The 15,681-nt window shown below is 65.9% G+C and carries 11 protein-coding genes, 1 pseudogene and 1 riboswitch; of the genes and pseudogenes, 4 read left to right on the top strand and 8 right to left on the bottom strand.

Translation table 11 applies throughout. The annotated features are described in order from the left end of the window. Positions 1-1,296 carry an MFS transporter gene (locus E4K65_RS38880; protein ID WP_135178602.1) on the bottom strand — a complete coding sequence of 432 codons (1,296 nt, stop codon included), beginning with the start codon at positions 1,294-1,296 and terminating at the stop codon, positions 1-3. Positions 1,297-1,352: 56 nt separating this feature from the next. On the opposite strand from E4K65_RS38880, the pseudogene E4K65_RS49870 reads away from it, so the two are divergent. Then, positions 1,353-1,618: pseudogene (locus E4K65_RS49870) on the top strand (glutathione binding-like protein); the annotation flags it as partial. A gap of 84 nt (positions 1,619-1,702) precedes the next feature. Here the strand turns inward: E4K65_RS49870 and E4K65_RS38870 are convergent. Continuing rightward, on the bottom strand, positions 1,703-3,097 hold the full coding sequence (locus tag E4K65_RS38870; RefSeq protein ID WP_135178601.1) for a serine hydrolase domain-containing protein: 1,395 nt from the start codon (positions 3,095-3,097) through the stop codon (positions 1,703-1,705). Between the two features lie 80 nt (positions 3,098-3,177). Beyond that, complete coding sequence (gene ggt, locus E4K65_RS38865) at positions 3,178-4,929, bottom strand: gamma-glutamyltransferase (protein ID WP_135178600.1); 1,752 nt, start codon at positions 4,927-4,929, stop codon at positions 3,178-3,180. A gap of 100 nt (positions 4,930-5,029) precedes the next feature. Between ggt and E4K65_RS38860 the strand changes: the two genes are divergently transcribed. Further along, positions 5,030-6,418 carry an MFS transporter gene (locus tag E4K65_RS38860; protein ID WP_135178599.1) on the top strand — a complete coding sequence of 463 codons (1,389 nt, stop codon included), beginning with the start codon at positions 5,030-5,032 and terminating at the stop codon, positions 6,416-6,418. 150 nt (positions 6,419-6,568) lie between these two features. Here the strand turns inward: E4K65_RS38860 and purH are convergent, their stop codons facing one another. From purH to E4K65_RS38845, 3 genes are all read right to left on the bottom strand, one after another. Then, positions 6,569-8,161 carry a bifunctional phosphoribosylaminoimidazolecarboxamide formyltransferase/IMP cyclohydrolase gene (gene purH / locus E4K65_RS38855; protein WP_135178598.1) on the bottom strand — a complete coding sequence of 531 codons (1,593 nt, stop codon included), beginning with the start codon at positions 8,159-8,161 and terminating at the stop codon, positions 6,569-6,571. Positions 8,162-8,186: 25 nt separating this feature from the next. Further along, a riboswitch (ZMP/ZTP riboswitch) is annotated at positions 8,187-8,268 on the bottom strand. 59 nt (positions 8,269-8,327) lie between these two features. After that, the gene (locus E4K65_RS38850) at positions 8,328-10,046 is read right to left on the bottom strand and encodes a heparinase II/III family protein (protein ID WP_167771511.1); all 1,719 of its coding nucleotides are present in this window, start codon (positions 10,044-10,046) and stop codon (positions 8,328-8,330) included. Between the two features lie 159 nt (positions 10,047-10,205). Then, positions 10,206-11,552: an RsmB/NOP family class I SAM-dependent RNA methyltransferase gene (locus E4K65_RS38845; protein WP_135178596.1), complete on the bottom strand. Its 1,347-nt coding sequence runs from the start codon at positions 11,550-11,552 to the stop codon at positions 10,206-10,208. 188 nt (positions 11,553-11,740) lie between these two features. Between E4K65_RS38845 and E4K65_RS38840 the strand changes: the two genes are divergently transcribed. Both E4K65_RS38840 and E4K65_RS38835 read left to right on the top strand, forming a co-directional pair. After that, positions 11,741-11,938: a DUF1674 domain-containing protein gene (locus tag E4K65_RS38840; protein ID WP_135178595.1), complete on the top strand. Its 198-nt coding sequence runs from the start codon at positions 11,741-11,743 to the stop codon at positions 11,936-11,938. 69 nt (positions 11,939-12,007) lie between these two features. Continuing rightward, positions 12,008-12,595 (top strand): thermonuclease family protein, encoded by a 588-nt coding sequence (locus E4K65_RS38835; RefSeq protein WP_135178594.1) that lies wholly within the window; start codon positions 12,008-12,010, stop codon positions 12,593-12,595. A gap of 54 nt (positions 12,596-12,649) precedes the next feature. Here the strand turns inward: E4K65_RS38835 and E4K65_RS38830 are convergent, their stop codons facing one another. Beyond that, positions 12,650-13,165 carry a L,D-transpeptidase gene (locus tag E4K65_RS38830; RefSeq protein WP_135178593.1) on the bottom strand — a complete coding sequence of 172 codons (516 nt, stop codon included), beginning with the start codon at positions 13,163-13,165 and terminating at the stop codon, positions 12,650-12,652. 428 nt (positions 13,166-13,593) lie between these two features. Continuing rightward, positions 13,594-15,540 carry an acetate--CoA ligase gene (gene acs / locus E4K65_RS38825; protein WP_135178592.1) on the bottom strand — a complete coding sequence of 649 codons (1,947 nt, stop codon included), beginning with the start codon at positions 15,538-15,540 and terminating at the stop codon, positions 13,594-13,596. Between the last annotated feature and the right edge of the window lie 141 nt (positions 15,541-15,681).

Raw genomic sequence — 15,681 nt, 5'->3', positions numbered from 1 at the left:
TCAGTCCGCGTGCAGCACGCGACCGCGCGTCTCCGGCAGCGCAAACGCGGCGATGAAGAACAGCGCGTAGGCCACCACCGCAAACATCGCGATCGCGTTCGCAAGCGACGTCGTTGCCGACAGCGCACCGACGAGGAACGGAAACAGCGCGCCGATGCCGCGGCCGAAATTGTAGCAGAAGCCCTGGCCGGAGCCGCGCAGCCGCGTCGGATAGAGTTCGGTGAGAAACGCGCCGATGCCGGAGAAATAGCCCGAGGCGAAGAAGCCCAGCGGGAAGCCGAGCACCCACAGGATCTCGTTGGTCAGCGGCAGCTGCGTGTAGAGCAGCACCACGGCCATCGCGCCGATCGAGAAGATCAGGAACAGATTGCGCCTGCCGATGCGGTCCGCGAGCCAGGCGCCGACGAGGTAGCCGATGAAGGAGCCGATGATCAGCGTCGAGAGATAGCCGGTCGAACCGACGATCGACAGGTGCCGCTCCTTGGTCAGGAACTGCGGCACCCAGAAGGTGACGGCGTAGTAGCCGCCCTGGCAGCCCGTCGCCATCAACGAGGCCAGGATCGTGGTCTTCAGGACCGGGCCGGAGAAGATTTCCCAGATCGCCGGACGATCGCCGCTCGCGGCCTGCTTGGCGCGGGCTTCAGCCGCGATCTCGGGCTCGGTGACAGAGCGGCGGATGTAGAACACCAGCAGCGCCGGCAGCGCGCCGATCACGAACATCCAGCGCCATGCCGTCTCGGCCGGCAAGACCGAGAACAGGATCGCCTGCGACAGCACGGCGAGACCCCAGCCGACCGCCCAGCCCGATTGCACCGAGCCGACCGCGCGTCCGCGATATTGCGGCCGGATCGCCTCGCCCATCAGCACGGCGCCCGCCGCCCACTCGCCGCCGAAGCCGAGGCCGAGCACGGCGCGTGCAATCAGGAGCTGGTCGAAATTCTGCACGACGGCGCAGACCAGCGAGAAGAACGAGAACCAGATGATGGTGATCTGAAGCGTCCTGACCCGTCCGATATGGTCGGAGAGGTAGCCGCCAAGCCAGCCGCCGATCGCAGAGGCCAGCAGCGTCACGGTGCCGGCGAGACCTGCCGAGGCCGCGTCGACCTTCCACAGCGCGATGATGGTGCCGATCACCAGCGGATAGATCATGAAGTCCATGCCGTCGAGCGCCCAGCCCGCCGCGCAGGCCCAGAACGTCCGCCGCTCCGGCGCGTTCATGTCGCGATAGAAGGCGAGAAGGCTGGTATCCTCGATCTCGGCGCGTTCGATGCGCCGGTTCGGATCGGCTGTGGTCATGTGCGTTTCCCCGGCAGTTTCTGAAGCTGCGCGGTGGTAGCACGCGTGGCAGCGGGCGCAAGGTCTCGAACCAGGCGCTGACCGCGCTGGTCAATCCACAGCTCAAATGGATTACTGGGAAGGCCGCTTGCGAAGAGCGAGTGGTTCGCCGGCAACGAGTTCACCGCGGCCGACATCCAGATGAGCTTCCCGCTCGAAGCCGCGCAAGGGCGGGCTGGAGCAGGGCCATCGCAAGGCGATGGCGTTCCTCAAGCGCATCCACGCGCGTCCCGCCTATCAAGGCGCCCTGAAAAAGGGCGGGCCGTACGAGCTGGCGCGGTAGACCGTCATTCCGGGACACGCGAAGCGTGAACCCGGAATCCCGAGTTCTTGGGTTCGATGCTGCGCATCGCCCCGGAATGACGGCCTAGTTCACGGCCGCGATCACCTCCTTGATCAACCGCGCCACGCCGCGGATGTCGCCGCTCGGATCGACGGAATCGCCGAGGCGGACGACGACCATACGCTGCGAGGGGATGATGAAGACGCGCTGGCCGAGATCGCCTGACGCAAAGAAGGCATCGCGTGGAATGCCCGCCTGCACGCGGCCTTTTGCGTGCGGGTGCTCGCTGCGGTTGGTCCAGAAGCCGGCTGCGTAATCCGTGTCGAGCGTGGCGGCCGCGCAAGAATCCACCCAGTCCTCGTACAAAATGCGCTTTCCGCCGACCACGCCGTCGTTGAGATAGAGCAGGCCGAAACGCGCCCAGTCGCGCGCGCTCGCCAGCATGTAGGTCGTGCCTTGAATGGTGCCGGTGCCGTCGAGCTCCAGCGTGACGTGACGCATGCCGAGCGGGTTGAACAATTCGCGCCAGGCAAAGGCCAGGCTTTGCTCGGGCCCACCGGTGCCGTCGCGCACGATGCGCGCCAGGATCTGCGTGGTCCCGCTCGAATAGCGCCAGCGCTGGCCGACGGGTGCCACGAGGGCTGCCTGCACAGCGAATCCCGCCATGTCGTCGGGCAGATACATCATCCGGCTCGACGGATCGAAGCCGCTGTTGGTCTCATCGAGGTCGAGTCCCGTCGTCATCCGCATGAGATGCTCGACCTCGATCTCGCGACGCGGATCGGACGGGTTGCGCCATTCCGGCACCGGCGCCGGATAGGACGGGCTCAAAAGGCCATGCTGGGTCATGGTGCCGATCAGCGCGTTGATCACGGATTTCGTCATGGAGAAGCCGAGCAGCGGGGTATCGACGCCGATGCCGGGTGCATAGCGTTCGGCGATCACGCGGCCGTCGCGCACCACGACAATCGCCTTGGTGCGCCGGAACGGCGGGCTGGCCGGCTCCTCGAAGGCATGATCGAGCGCCGCCTTCAACGCGGGATCGCCAGGCGCGACCACGGCATCGTCGGCGATGTCGGGCAGCAGCGGTGGCGCCTTCGGCGTCTTCGCCGCGACGAGGTCGATCTTCGGCAGATAGGGCGTGGTCGTCCCATGCTGCAGCACGCAACCAAAGCCGTCGCGAAAGATCGCGTGGCTGCGAAAGCCTCCGAGCACGGTGACGTCGGCCGCCTTCGCTGCGTGATCGAGATCAAGCCGCATCAGCGGGCGCAGGCGGCGTATGCCGTCGCGCTCGGTCGTCTCCGCGAACACGGCCTGCGGGTCGAGGCCGGAGACGAAGGTCTTGCTGCAAACGTTGTGCGCGACGAAGCCGGTCGCGACCCGGATCGCGTCGCCCGGCCGGTAGATGAAGCTGAGCGCGACGGCTGTCAGCAGCGCCAGCGCAACGAGCGCGGCGGAGATACGAAAGAAAAGTTTCATGGAAGCTCGTCGTGAAATCGGAGGCTGCGTCGATATCACGCCGTAGCCTGTCTCAAAAGCCCAGCGCCCGGCTCAGGTTGCTATTGTCCCGCCGCCTCCGCGCCGCGCGTGCGCGGATCGGGTGCGCCGAGGGGGCCGTTCGATGTCACCGCGATCGAATTGGCGGAGGTCTGTCCCATCGGCTCGACGATGAGATGGTCCATCGCCTTCAGCGCGAACAGGACATCCTCAGGAAAACCGCGCTCGACGCGCACCTCGTCCGGCAGCCATTGATGGTGCAGCCGCGGTGCGGCAACGGCGGCGGCCACATCCATTTTGTAATCGAGCACATTCACGATCACCTGGAGCACGGTGGAGATGATCCGGCTGCCGCCGGGCGAGCCCGTCACCAGCACAGGCTTGCCGTCCTTCAGCACGATGGTCGGCGACATCGACGACAGCGGCCGCTTGCCGGGCCCAGGCAAATTGGCCTCGAAGCCGACGAGGCCATAGGCGTTGGAGGCGCCGACCGCCGCGGTGAAATCGTCGAGCTCGTTGTTGAGCAGCACGCCGGTGCCATCAGCGACGAGGCCGACGCCATAGCTGAAGTTCAGCGTATAAGTGTTGCTGACGGCGTTGCCGCGGCTATCGACGACGGAGAAATGCGTGGTGTTGCTGCCCTCGCGCGGTGAGGTGGCGGCAGACACGAGCTCCTTCGACGGCGTGGCGCGATCGGCGGAGATACCGGCGCGCAGCTTGGCGGCGTAGTCCTTTGCCGTGAGGGTCTCGATCGGTGCGTTGACGAAGGCGGGATCGCCGAGATAGCGCGCGCGGTCCGCATAGGCGCGCTTCATGGCCTCGATCAGGAGATGCAGCGACGCCGGCGAGCCCTGCTTCAACTCCGCGAGCTGAAAGCCTTCGAGGATGTTGAGCGTCTCCACCAGCACCACGCCACCGGAGGAAGGCAGCGGCATCGACACGATGTCGTAGCCGCGATAGGTGCCGCGCACCGGCGCGCGGATCACTGCCTGATAGGCTTTCAGGTCGGCAGCCGTCATGATGCCCCCGGCGTCGGACAGGGCCTTGGCGAGTTTTTCCGCAACCGGGCCCTCATAGAAGCCGCGCGGACCTTGCGTGGCGACGGTCGAGAGCGTTTCGGCGAGATCGCTCTGTATCAGTCGATCCCCTTCGCCGAGTGAGGTGCCATCAGGCCGCGAAAAAATCCTGGCCGAAGAGGGCCAGCGCACGAGGCGCCGGTGCCAACCCGGCAGGCTATCGGCGATATCGTCGCTGACGATGAATCCGTCGCGGGCGAGCGCGATCGCGGGCTCGAGCAATTGCGCCAGCGTGAACTGGCCCGAGCCGTATTTCTCCAGCGCCAGCGCGAGGCCTGCGACAGTGCCGGGCACGCCGATGCCGAGCGCGGAATCGCGCGACTTCGCGGTGTCGGGCTTGCCGTCGGGACCGAGGAAGATCTGTGGCGTGGTCGCTGCCGGCGCGGTCTCGCGATAGTCGATCGCGATGTCCTCGTTGCGCTCAGCGGAATGGATCACCATGAAGCCGCCGCCGCCGATATTGCCGGCGCGTGGATAGGTCACGGCCATCGCAAAGCCGGTCGCGACCGCGGCATCGACGGCATTGCCGCCGCGTCGCAGGATATCGGCGCCGACCTGCGCCGATATCTTTTCCTGCGCCACCACCATGCCGTGCTCGGCTGCAACGGCATGCACCGTGTCGAGCGCGGGCGGGACATAGGCGCGCCGCGCATCCTGCGCGGTCGCAGACGCCACTCCAAGCGCCAGAGCGGCAAGGAAGGCTAAAAATGTCCGCCGTGTCGAAAATGACGACATCATCAAAATTTCCGCCGGGTCCTCGGGACGGTTCACACGTACCGCTGCAATGCTATACGGTTGCTCCAAGACAGGCAAAACTGTTCGTGATGAGGACTGCGTGATGACGACGATCGCCTCGGATGCGCGCATGGCCAGCGCCCAGCGGACCTATCCGCCGCGCGCCGCCGTCGTCAGCTGGATCTTTTTCGACTGGGCCGCGCAGCCTTATTTCACGCTGATCACGACCTTCGTGTTCGCGCCTTATTTCGCCACCAGCATTGCGCCAGATCCTGCCACCGGCCAATCGTTGTGGGGCTTTGCGATGGCGGCTGCGGGCCTCGCCATCGCGCTGATGTCGCCGGTGCTGGGGGCGATCGCGGATGCCTCGGGCCGCAGGAAGCCATGGATCGCGGGGTTCGGCGCGCTGCTGGTGCTGGCGTCCTGCACGCTGTGGATCGGCAAGCCCGGCGATCCCTCGGTCATTCCGCCCCTGCTCACCGCGGTCGCGCTCGCCAGCGTCGGCGCGGAATTCGCCACCGTCTTCAACAACGCGATGATGCCGACCCTGGTGCCGCCGGAGCGGATCGGCCGGCTCTCCGGCACCGGCTGGGCCACGGGTTACATCGGCGGCATCGTCAGCCTGATCATCGTGCTCGGCTTGCTCGCGGCGAATCCCGAGACCGGACGCACGCTGCTCGGTCTCACGCCCCTGTTCGGGCTTGATCCCGCCAGTCATCAGGGAGATCGCGCCGCCGGACCGCTGACCGGGTTGTGGTTCATCATCTTCGTGACGCCGATGTTCCTGTTCACGCCGGACTATCCGGCGAAGCGCCCGGTGCGCGAGGCGTTGCGCGAAGGCCTGTCGGAGCTGAAGCAATCGATCAGGAGTTTGCCGCAGCAGAAATCGCTCGCAGCGTTCCTGCTCGCCAACATGATCTACACCGACGGCCTGGTGTCGCTGTTCGCCTTCGGCGGCATCTATGCCGCGGGCACCTTCGGCTGGCACACGATCCAGATCGGCACTTTCGGCATCATGCTCGCGATTGCCGGCGCCCTTGGCGCATGGCTTGGCGGCAAGCTCGACGATCGACTAGGGCCGAAGCGCGTCATTGCGGGCAGCTTGCTGATCCTGCTGCTGTCGGTGGCGGCGATCCTTCTGGTCGACAAGGACAGCGTGCTGTTCGTCAAGGTCGCAGCCCCCCAGCCGGGCGCGCCCCTGTTCTCGAGCGCCGCGGAGCGCGCCTATCTCGTGCTGGGCTGCCTGATCGGCGCTGCCGGCGGACCACTTCAGGCCGCCTCGCGCACGCTCCTGATCCGCCTCGCACCAAAGGACCGTATCGCGCAGTATTTCGGCCTGTTCGCACTGACCGGGAAAGTGACGTCCTTCATCGGCCCGCTGTTGATCGGCATCATCACCGCGGCGACGGCGAGCCAGAAGGCCGGCATGGCCGTACTGGTCGTGTTCTTCGTCGCGGGACTGGGGCTGTTGATGCGGGTGGGGGAGCGATAAATCTCCACTGGCGTCCCTGCGAACGCAGGGACCCATAACCCCAGGGAGGAGTCGTCGTGCGAGCCGGCAACTCCGAGTCTTCGCCAAACGACGTCCTGTGGTTATGGGTCCCGGATCTGCGCTTCGCTTGTCCGGGACGACAGCGGGGGCTTAGTGCCTGAAATGCCGCGTGCCCGTAAACACCATGGCGATGCCGTGCTCGTCGGCGGCCTTGATCACCTCGTCGTCGCGCATCGAGCCGCCGGGCTGCACCACGGCGGTGGCGCCGGCTTCGATGCAGGCGAGCATGCCGTCGGCGAACGGGAAGAACGCATCCGATGCCACCACCGAGCCCTTGGTGAGCGGCTCGGCGAGCTTCAGCTCAGCCGCCGCATCCTGCGCCTTGCGCGCCGCGATGCGGGCTGAATCGACCCGGCTCATCTGGCCCGCGCCGATGCCGACGGTGGCGAGATCCTTGGCGTAGATGATGGTGTTGGACTTGACGTGCTTGGCGACGCGGAACGCAAACTTGAGGTCGCGCATCTCCGCATCGGTCGGCGCACGCTTGGTCACGACCTTGAACGTCATGTCGTCGACCACGGCGTTGTCGCGGCTCTGCACCAGGAGGCCGCCGGCCACCGTCTTGGCGGTGAGGCCGGGCGCACGCGGATCGGGCAGGCTACCCGCGAGCAGCAAACGCAAATTCTTGCGCGCGCCGATGATGGCGATCGCCTCCTCGCTGGCATCGGGGGCGATGATCACCTCGGTGAAGATCTTCGTGATCTCGCGCGCGGTGTCGGCGTCGAGCGCGCGGTTCATCGCGATGATGCCGCCGAACGCCGAGGTGGAGTCGCAGGCCAGCGCCTTGCGATAGGCGCTGACGAGGTCGGAGCCCTCAGCGACGCCGCAGGGATTGGCGTGCTTGACGATGACGCAGGCCGCGGTGCGCTTGGCGTCGAACTCGCCGATGCATTCATAGGCCGCATCGGTGTCGTTGATGTTGTTGTAGGAGAGCTCCTTGCCCTGGAGCTGCCGCGCGGTCGAGACGCCCGGCCGCTTGTCGGGCGTCGCATAGAACGCCGCGGTCTGGTGCGGGTTCTCGCCATAGCGCAGCGACTGGATCAGCTTGCCGCCGAAGGCACGGAAATCGGGTGCGTCGATCTCGAGCTGCCGGTTGAACCAGTTCGAGATCGCAGCATCGTAGGCCGCGGTGCGCGCATAGGCCTTTGCCGCAAGCCGCCGGCGCAGTTTCAGCGTGGTCGCACCGTTGTTGGCGGCGAGCTCGTCGAGCACCGCCTTGTAGTCCTCGGCCTCGACCACCACGGCGACGTCGTCATGGTTCTTGGCGGCGGCGCGGATCATCGCGGGGCCGCCGATGTCGATATTCTCGATGCAATCCTCGAAGCTCGCGCCTTTCTCGACGGTCGCCTCGAACGGATACAGATTGACGACGAGGAGATCGATCGGCGCGATGCCGTGCGCCTTCATCGCCTCCGCATGTTCCTTGTTGTCGCGGATCGCGAGCAGGCCGCCATGCACCTTCGGATGCAGCGTCTTGACGCGGCCGTCCATCATTTCAGGAAAGCCGGTCAGCTCGGAGACGTCCTTCACCTTGAGGCCGGCCGCTGCGATCGCCTTGGCGGTGCCGCCGGTCGAAACCAGTTCGACGTCATGGGCGGCAAGCGCCTTGGCGAATTCGATCAGGCCGGTCTTGTCGGAAACGGAAAGCAGGGCGCGGGTGACGCGGCGGGGATGGTCAGTCATGAGCAAGATCCTCGGTCTTAAGGAGTGTCTATGCCCAGGCGCGCGGCGTCTCAGTCCCGCGCTTCCCGATGGTGCTCCATCCAAGGTCGCCAGTCGCGCGAGCGAGCGCTCGATAGCAGCTTTCGGTCATTTTCACAACGATGAGATGGGGCCGAATCGTGCGCTTCTACAGCGGAAGTTCCGGCTCGCGCCGGGCGTTGCGGCGGGCATTGGTGACCGCGGGCGAAGCGGTGGAGCGGACAAAACTCCAGCGGATCGAGGGCGCCTGGCGGGCATCCTGCCGGATCACGATCTGCGCGGTGCGGCGGGGGCCGTCATTGCCGGCCAGGAACACGCTGTCCTCGAGATCGACCTTGTCGTCGAGCGCCTCGAAGGTCCAGACGTCGCGGTTCGGCAGCACCAGCATGACGCCGCGGGCATCCGACAGCCGGCTCGCCTTCACCGCCGGATGCAGATGGAAGCGGACCGCGAAATCGGCATCGGCGCCCTTGAAACGTCCGCCTTGCGGCGGCGACAGCGTGTCCTCGCCGTCGATGCGCGCCCCGTCATTGGCGATCATCAGGACGCGGCGATGGATCGCGCCGAATTTGGCGAGATAGCCGTCATGCGACGTCGTGAGCAGCGTGCCGTTCTGCACGATTTCGCGATAGCTCTCGACCTCGACGGGGCCGCTGGTGACAGGCGCACCATGCAACAGCCGCTTCATCGCCGACATCTCCACGAACTGGCATGAGGAGGTGTCGTGATAGGTCAGCGTCGAATGCGCCGCCGTGCCGCGCGCGAACGGCCGCCAATTGTCACGCCCCGTGGTCGGCATGCCGCAATTGGTTACGATGCGGCTGATGCCGGAGGACAATTCGAACGACAGGCAGCCGGCATGGGCGTCGTGGCTGACGCCCGCCGGCGGCGGCGGGCCGGTGTCGATGATCAGCGTGGTCTGGCCGGCATCGAGGCGCTGGAAGCCGGTATGCGGCATGTTCGACATCGGCGCGCCGTGGGTGTCGTCATAGGCAAGCAGCGTCGCGAGCAGGTCCGAGGGCGTCGCGCTCATGCCGTTGAACAGCGCGAAATTACCGTCGCCGTGCCGGAAGAAGCGCAGCATCGGCATCATGCGGTCGATCGCGTTGAGCAGCGCCGGCGGCGGCGCGATGTTGCGCGCGGCGAAGGTCTGCCGCAGCGGCAAGAGGTCGATCAGGAGTTCGATCAGCGCGCCCGGATTGCGGGAGATGTGTCCGCCGTCGGGCAGGATCTGCCGCTGCAACTCGTCCGAAAGTTTTTTCGAGGCGCTGCGGATGTGCCGCGCCTGGTTGGCGAGACAGAGCGTCGTGTAGCAAAGCGCGATCAGCACCTGGAGCTTTGGCACCCCGTCCGGGATGTTGACCATGGTGTAGCGCAGGAAGCGGATCTCGCGGGCCAGCGCGCGCAGATAGCGGCGGTAGAATTTGTTGTCGGTGTCGTTGAGCACCAGGGGCGCCTGCGACAACAGCGAGATCACGCGCCGCGCCAGCACGTCGGCGCGCCGCGCGACGGGGCGGCGCTTGTTGGCGGGATTGGCGATCCAGTCCTCGACCAGCGCGCGCGCATTGGCGCGCGTCAGCGCGGTGTCGGCGGCGCGCAGATGGCGCAGCCAGCCGAAGCCGAGCAGCGCAACCTCCCAATCGTCCGACGGCGGCTCGAGATCGAAGATCGAACGGCCTTGGCAATTGACGATCTTGCCAGCGAAGACGAAACGGCCGGCATAGATCTCGGCGGCACGGGTGGCGTCCGCCGTGCGCAGATCGTGCGGCGCGATGATCAGGCGGTCGGTGCGGCCGGGCCAGACCCGCGACAGCGCAACGGAACCGCCGCTCGCGCGCGCGAGCATGTTCCGCGCGAAGCGGTTCATCACCAGCGTCGAGATACGTCTGCGTTGAGCGACCGACACGCCTTGCCTTGAAGGGGGAGAGGAGGATTCCGACGAATCCTTATTAATCCCAAAATCGGCCGTCTGACACCACCTTGAACGGCGGGAATCAACGTCGAGTTTGTAAAAACCAGTGCAAAATCAGGATTTAACGAGCCGGGCGGCGAAGAATCCGTCGAGCCCGCCGAGCTTGGGATCGGCGTTCGGCAGATGGCTGGGCAGGGTGCGCAGGTCACCCTCGGCGGTGATGATCTCGGACAGCCCCGAGACCTCCGATGCCTCGATCGGGAGGCGGCGAAGCGCAGGCTCGGCGGCCAGCAGCGCGGCGATGGCGTGCTCGCCCTCCTCAGGTTCCAGCGAACAGGTGCAGTAGACCAGCGTCCCACCCGGCTTGAGCAACGCGACCGATTTTCGCAGCAGCCGCTGCTGGAGCGCGGTCAGGGCGGCGATGTCGGACTCCTGTCGCAGCCAGGCCACGTCGGGATGACGGCGGATCGTGCCGGTCGAGGTGCAGGGCGCGTCGATCAGGATACCGTCAAAACTTTCGGCGGGGCCCGCCCATTCCGCGGCGTCAGCGACGACGGTCTCGGCCTGGAGCGACAGCCGCGCCAGATTCTCGCGCAGCCGTGCCACCCGGGCAGGCGAGCGGTCGACCGCCGTGACATGCGCGCCCGCGTGCGCCAGTTGCGCGGTCTTGCCGCCGGGGGCGGCGCAGAGATCGGCAATGGACTTACCCTTGATGTCGCCGAACAGCCGGGCCGGCAACGCGGCGGCGGCATCCTGCACCCACCATTGTCCTTCGGCGAAGCCGGGCAGCATGGTCACCGAGCCATGCAGCAGCATCCGCACCGTCCCCGTCGGCAGCGTCTCGCCATGCAGGCGGCTCGCCCATTGTTCGGTGTCCGACTTCACGGTCAGATCGAGCGACGGCTCGTGGCCGAGTGCCAGTGCCATGTTCCTTGCGGTCGCCTCGCTATAATGGGCGCTCCAGCGCGCCAGCAGCCATGGCGGCAGGTCGAGCGATTGCGTGGCAACTTCCTCGACCAGCGCCTGGCCCTCGCGCGCACAGCGGCGCAGCACGGCGTTGACGAGGCCGGCATAGCGCGCAGCGCGCCGGTCGGATTGCACGAGGCGGACGGAGAGATCGACGGCGGCATGATCGGGCACGTCCATCCAGAGGATCTGGGCGGCGCCGATCAGCAGCGCGCTCTGCGCGCGCGGGGCGTCGGAGGGAATGCCCTTGTCGAGCAGGCGGGACAGCACATGGCCGAGCGTGCCGAGCCGGCGCAGCACGGTCGCGACCAGGCGGCGCATCAGTGCGCGGTCGCGGTCGGCCAGCGTCTTCAGTCCGGGATGGGCGCCGCCGCCGTCGAGCTGATCGTCAAGCGTACGGTGCTTGTGCAGGACGCCGTCGACGATGTCGGCGGCAATCCGCCGCGCCGCAAGACCAGGCACTTCGGATGGTGGGGCGAAACGTTGAGATGGCATGCGGAAGTAAGGTTCTGAGCAAGCGGCAGTTCCGCCGATATGGGCGCATGCCTTGAGAAAGCGATATCTGGCACGCGAATATGCCAAATGTAAGAATGGCCTCTCGCGTTTACAGCCCGCCATGACCATTTCAGCAATGCGTTATTGGGCGTCGCACGCCCCGTGATCCTGCGCTAGGAACCTCCACGATGAGTGACCAGCCCTCCGTTTCCGATCGCAAGCAGCTCACGCCGGCCGCCCAGCGTGCGCTGGCCGAGGCCGAAGCGCGCCGGCAGGCTGCTGTTGCCCACGCCGAGGCGGCGCCGAAAGAATTGCAGGGACCGAAGGGCCCTGAGCCCACCCGCTACGGCGATTGGGAGCGCAAGGGTATCGCCTCGGACTTTTAAGGCTGTCTTTTTAGGCTGTCTTTTTAGGTTGTCTTGCCGGATCGCCCGACTCAGCCCTAGCGTGCACGGATGCCGCGTTTCGATCCCAGCCATCCATACCGGCCCTCATACAGTGGCTCGCCGTTCGGCCGTCACTTTTCGGGGCTGTTGCCGTGGATGTTCGTGGTCGGGATCGTGGTGGCCGTCGTGCTTACGTTCCGGCACGGGACGAACTGGCCCTTCCCGCATGCGACCGACGGTCAATCGCGAGATGCCGAGATCATTTTGCAGCAGGCCAATCCGGACATCCGTCAGCCGGTCGACGTCATTCGCACGATCGACGGTGATACCTTTCTCGCTCGCGTGCACCAGCGTGACGGACGCGTTCTCGTCGCGCGCGTTCGCCTGCGCGGCATCGACGCGCCCGAGATGAAGGCGTCCTGCCGGGAGGAACTGGACAAGGCCGAAGCCGCCACTGACGCGTTGCGCGATCTGCTCGGCCAGGGCGGCGTCACGATCACCAATCTCGGCCCTGACAAGTATGGGCGTGTTCTCGCCGACGTCGCGACCAAACGCACTGCCAACGTCTCGGCCGTGTTGCTCGCGGGTGGCTATGCGCGCAGTTACAATGGCGGCCATCGCGACGGCTGGTGCGGGCGCAGCTGGCGCTTCTGGTAACGAAAAAGCCGCGTCGAATGACGCGGCTTTCGCTGTCTTGTCCTGATCCTTCGATCAGCGCGTCACGACCACCGTCGTGCCGACGGAGACGCGGCTGTAGAGATCGGTGATGTCGTCGTTGAGCATCCGGATGCAGCCATAGGAGACGAAGCCGCCGACCGAGCCCGGCACGTTGGTGCCGTGGATCGCATATTCGCCGCCGGCGAGGGTCATCGCCGCAACGCCCATCGGGTTGCGCGGCGAGCCGCCGGGAATGACGTCGGGAAGCTGCGGCTTGTCGCGCTTCACCTCGGCGGGCGGCGACCAGGCCGGATTGCGATATTTGCCGTCGATACGGGTCGTGCCGGCCCACTGCTTGCCGGACTTGCCGACGCCGACCGGATAGCGCACGGCGTGGCCGTTATCGAGAATGAGATAGAGCCGCCGCTCGTTGGTCTTGACCACGATGGTGCCCGGCGAATAGTCGGCCAGGTGCGCCCCCACCATTTCCGGCCGCGCCTCTGCCGCCGTTGACATCAAGATCCCCGCCCCGATGGTGGCAGCGAGCGCCACAGCAATCCTTATCGACATCAACTTTCCCCCTGCCCCGAACGGATCGTCCAAAACTACGCAGAACCGGCAATTGCCCGCATGCCCGGATATTCTTAACCGCGCCTGTTAACCGGATGGTTTCCACGCGCGGCCGCCAAGGGCCAGCAAGCACGGGGAACAAAGAAAATGTTCGAAATAAAGTAAATGACCTGAAAACAACACTTGGCGGGAAAGACACGGCCAAGCCGGCACGCGCCCTGACAAGAGCGTGAAGGTGTGAACGGCTGTTGTTTCGGGAGGGCGACAAAGTGCGGAGCGAGGTTTGGTCGCGTGTCCCGGACAAGGCGCGGCACGAAGTGACGCGGCGCAGAGCCGGGACCCAGCAAGCGGCATGGGCCCCGGCTCTGCGTCGCATCGCTAGCGCTGCGCCGCGTCCGGGGCACTCAAGCGAACTTTGCGCCGACTTGTTACGCCGACTTCTTGTTCTGCCGGTTCTTGACGAGATCATCGACGACGGCGGGATCGGCCAGCGTCGAGGTGTCGCCCAGGCTGCCCGGCTCGTCCTCGGCGATCTTGCGCAGGATGCGGCGCATGATCTTGCCGGAGCGGGTCTTCGGCAGGCCCGGCGCGAACTGGATCTGGTCGGGCGAGGCGATCGGGCCGATCTCCTTGCGCACCCAGGTGACGAGCTCTTTCCGCAAATCCTCGGTCGGCTCGACGCCGGCCATCAGGGTGACATAGGCGTAGATGCCCTGGCCCTTGATGTCGTGCGGGAAGCCGACCACGGCAGCTTCCGACACCTTCTCATGCGCAACGAGTGCGCTCTCGACCTCCGCGGTGCCCATGCGGTGGCCGGAGACGTTGATGACGTCGTCGACGCGGCCGGTGATCCAGTAATAGCCGTCGGCGTCGCGCCGGCAGCCGTCGCCGGTGAAGTACTTGCCCTTGTAGGTCGAGAAATAAGTCTGCTCGAACCGGGCGTGGTCGCCATAGACCGTGCGCATCTGGCCCGGCCACGACCGCGTCAGGCACAGATTGCCTGATGTCTCGCCGTCCAGCACCTTGCCGTCGGCGTCGACGATTTCAGGTGCTACGCCGAAGAACGGCTGCGTCGCCGAGCCCGGCTTCAGCCTGGTCGCACCCGGCAGCGGCGTGATCAGGATGCCGCCGGTCTCGGTCTGCCACCAGGTGTCGACGATCGGGCAGCGGTCGTCGCCGACGACGCGGTAGTACCACTCCCAGGCTTCGGGATTGATCGGTTCGCCGACCGAGCCGAGCAGGCGGAGCGAGGCGCGCGAGGTCTTCTTCACCGGCTCGTCGCCGCTCTGCATGAGGGCGCGGATTGCCGTCGGCGCGGTGTAGAAGATGTTGACCTTGTGCTTGTCGATGACGTTCCAGAATCGCGAATTGTCCGGATAATTAGGCACGCCCTCGAACATCAGCGTGGTCGCGCCGTTGGCGAGCGGCCCGTAGAGAATGTAGCTGTGGCCCGTGACCCAGCCGACGTCGGCGGTGCACCAGTAGATGTCGCCGTCGTGATAGTCGAAGACGTATTGATGCGTCATCGAGGCGAAGACGAGATAGCCGCCCGAGGTGTGCAGCACGCCCTTGGGCTGGCCGGTCGAGCCTGAGGTATAGAGGATGAACAGCGGATCCTCGGCGTGCATGTGCTCGACCGGGCACTCGGTCGTCACCATCTTGGCCGCGTCGTGGTACCAGAGGTCGCGCGACGGATTCATCTCGACACTGCCACCGGTGCGCTTGACGACGACGACCCAGTCGACGCCGTCGGCCTTGGCGAGCGCAGCATCGACATTGGCCTTCAGCGGCACCTTCTTGCCGCCGCGCAGGCCTTCGTCGGCGGTGATGATGACCTTGGATTGGCAGTCGTTGATGCGCTGGGCGAGGCTGTCGGGCGAGAAGCCCGCGAACACCACGGAGTGGATCGCGCCGATCCGCGCGCAGGCCAGCATCGCATAGGCCGCTTCCGGGATCATCGGCAGGTAGATGGTGACGCGATCGCCCTTCTTGACGTTGCGGGTGCGCAGGATGTTGGCCATCCGGCAGACCTCGTCGTGCAGCTCCTTGTAGGTGATGTGTTTCGACTGCGAGGGATCGTCGCCTTCCCAGATGATCGCGGTCTGGTTGGCGCGCTTGTGCAGATGCCGGTCGATGCAGTTATGGGCGACGTTGAGGACGCCGTCCTCGAACCATTTGATCGAGACGTTGCCCGGCGCGAAGGAGACGTTCTCGATTTTCGTCGGCGCCTTCATCCAGTCGATGCGCTTGGCCTGTTCGGCCCAGAAACCGTTCGGGTCCGAGATCGAGCGGGCGTACATTTCCTTGTACTTGGCCTGGTCGACCCAGGCGCGCTTCGCCCACTCCGCCGGGACGTCGTAAATCTTCTCGGACATTGTTTCCCTCCAGATGCGGCAAGCCGAACACAAGCGACCGGCGAGCCGACTTGATCGTTGAACCGATTATGCGTCGGGCTAACCGGACCCGACAAGGTGCACAAGCTGGACCTTCGGCGAGCGGCCGACCATGCGGAGGAT

This window comes from Bradyrhizobium niftali, from assembly GCF_004571025.1.
In the GTDB taxonomy this organism is placed as follows: domain Bacteria; phylum Pseudomonadota; class Alphaproteobacteria; order Rhizobiales; family Xanthobacteraceae; genus Bradyrhizobium; species Bradyrhizobium niftali.
The sequence above is the reverse complement of the archived record's forward strand: the minus strand, read 5'-3'. Positions and strand labels throughout refer to the sequence as shown.

Bases quoted from the DNA above. Each gene is read 5' to 3' on its own strand.
- E4K65_RS38840 (WP_135178595.1), top strand. From the start codon at position 11,741: ATGAGTGACCAGCCCTCCGTTTCCGATCGCAAGCAGCTCACGCCGGCC.
- purH (WP_135178598.1), bottom strand. From the start codon at position 8,161: ATGACTGACCATCCCCGCCGCGTCACCCGCGCCCTGCTTTCCGTTTCC.
- E4K65_RS38845 (WP_135178596.1), bottom strand. From the start codon at position 11,552: ATGCCATCTCAACGTTTCGCCCCACCATCCGAAGTGCCTGGTCTTGCG.
- ggt (WP_135178600.1), bottom strand. From the start codon at position 4,929: ATGATGTCGTCATTTTCGACACGGCGGACATTTTTAGCCTTCCTTGCC.
- E4K65_RS38850 (WP_167771511.1), bottom strand. From the start codon at position 10,046: ATGAACCGCTTCGCGCGGAACATGCTCGCGCGCGCGAGCGGCGGTTCC.
- E4K65_RS38870 (WP_135178601.1), bottom strand. From the start codon at position 3,097: ATGAAACTTTTCTTTCGTATCTCCGCCGCGCTCGTTGCGCTGGCGCTG.
- acs (WP_135178592.1), bottom strand. From the start codon at position 15,540: ATGTCCGAGAAGATTTACGACGTCCCGGCGGAGTGGGCGAAGCGCGCC.
- E4K65_RS38835 (WP_135178594.1), top strand. From the start codon at position 12,008: ATGCCGCGTTTCGATCCCAGCCATCCATACCGGCCCTCATACAGTGGC.
- E4K65_RS38860 (WP_135178599.1), top strand. From the start codon at position 5,030: ATGACGACGATCGCCTCGGATGCGCGCATGGCCAGCGCCCAGCGGACC.
- E4K65_RS38880 (WP_135178602.1), bottom strand. From the start codon at position 1,296: ATGACCACAGCCGATCCGAACCGGCGCATCGAACGCGCCGAGATCGAG.
- E4K65_RS38830 (WP_135178593.1), bottom strand. From the start codon at position 13,165: ATGTCGATAAGGATTGCTGTGGCGCTCGCTGCCACCATCGGGGCGGGG.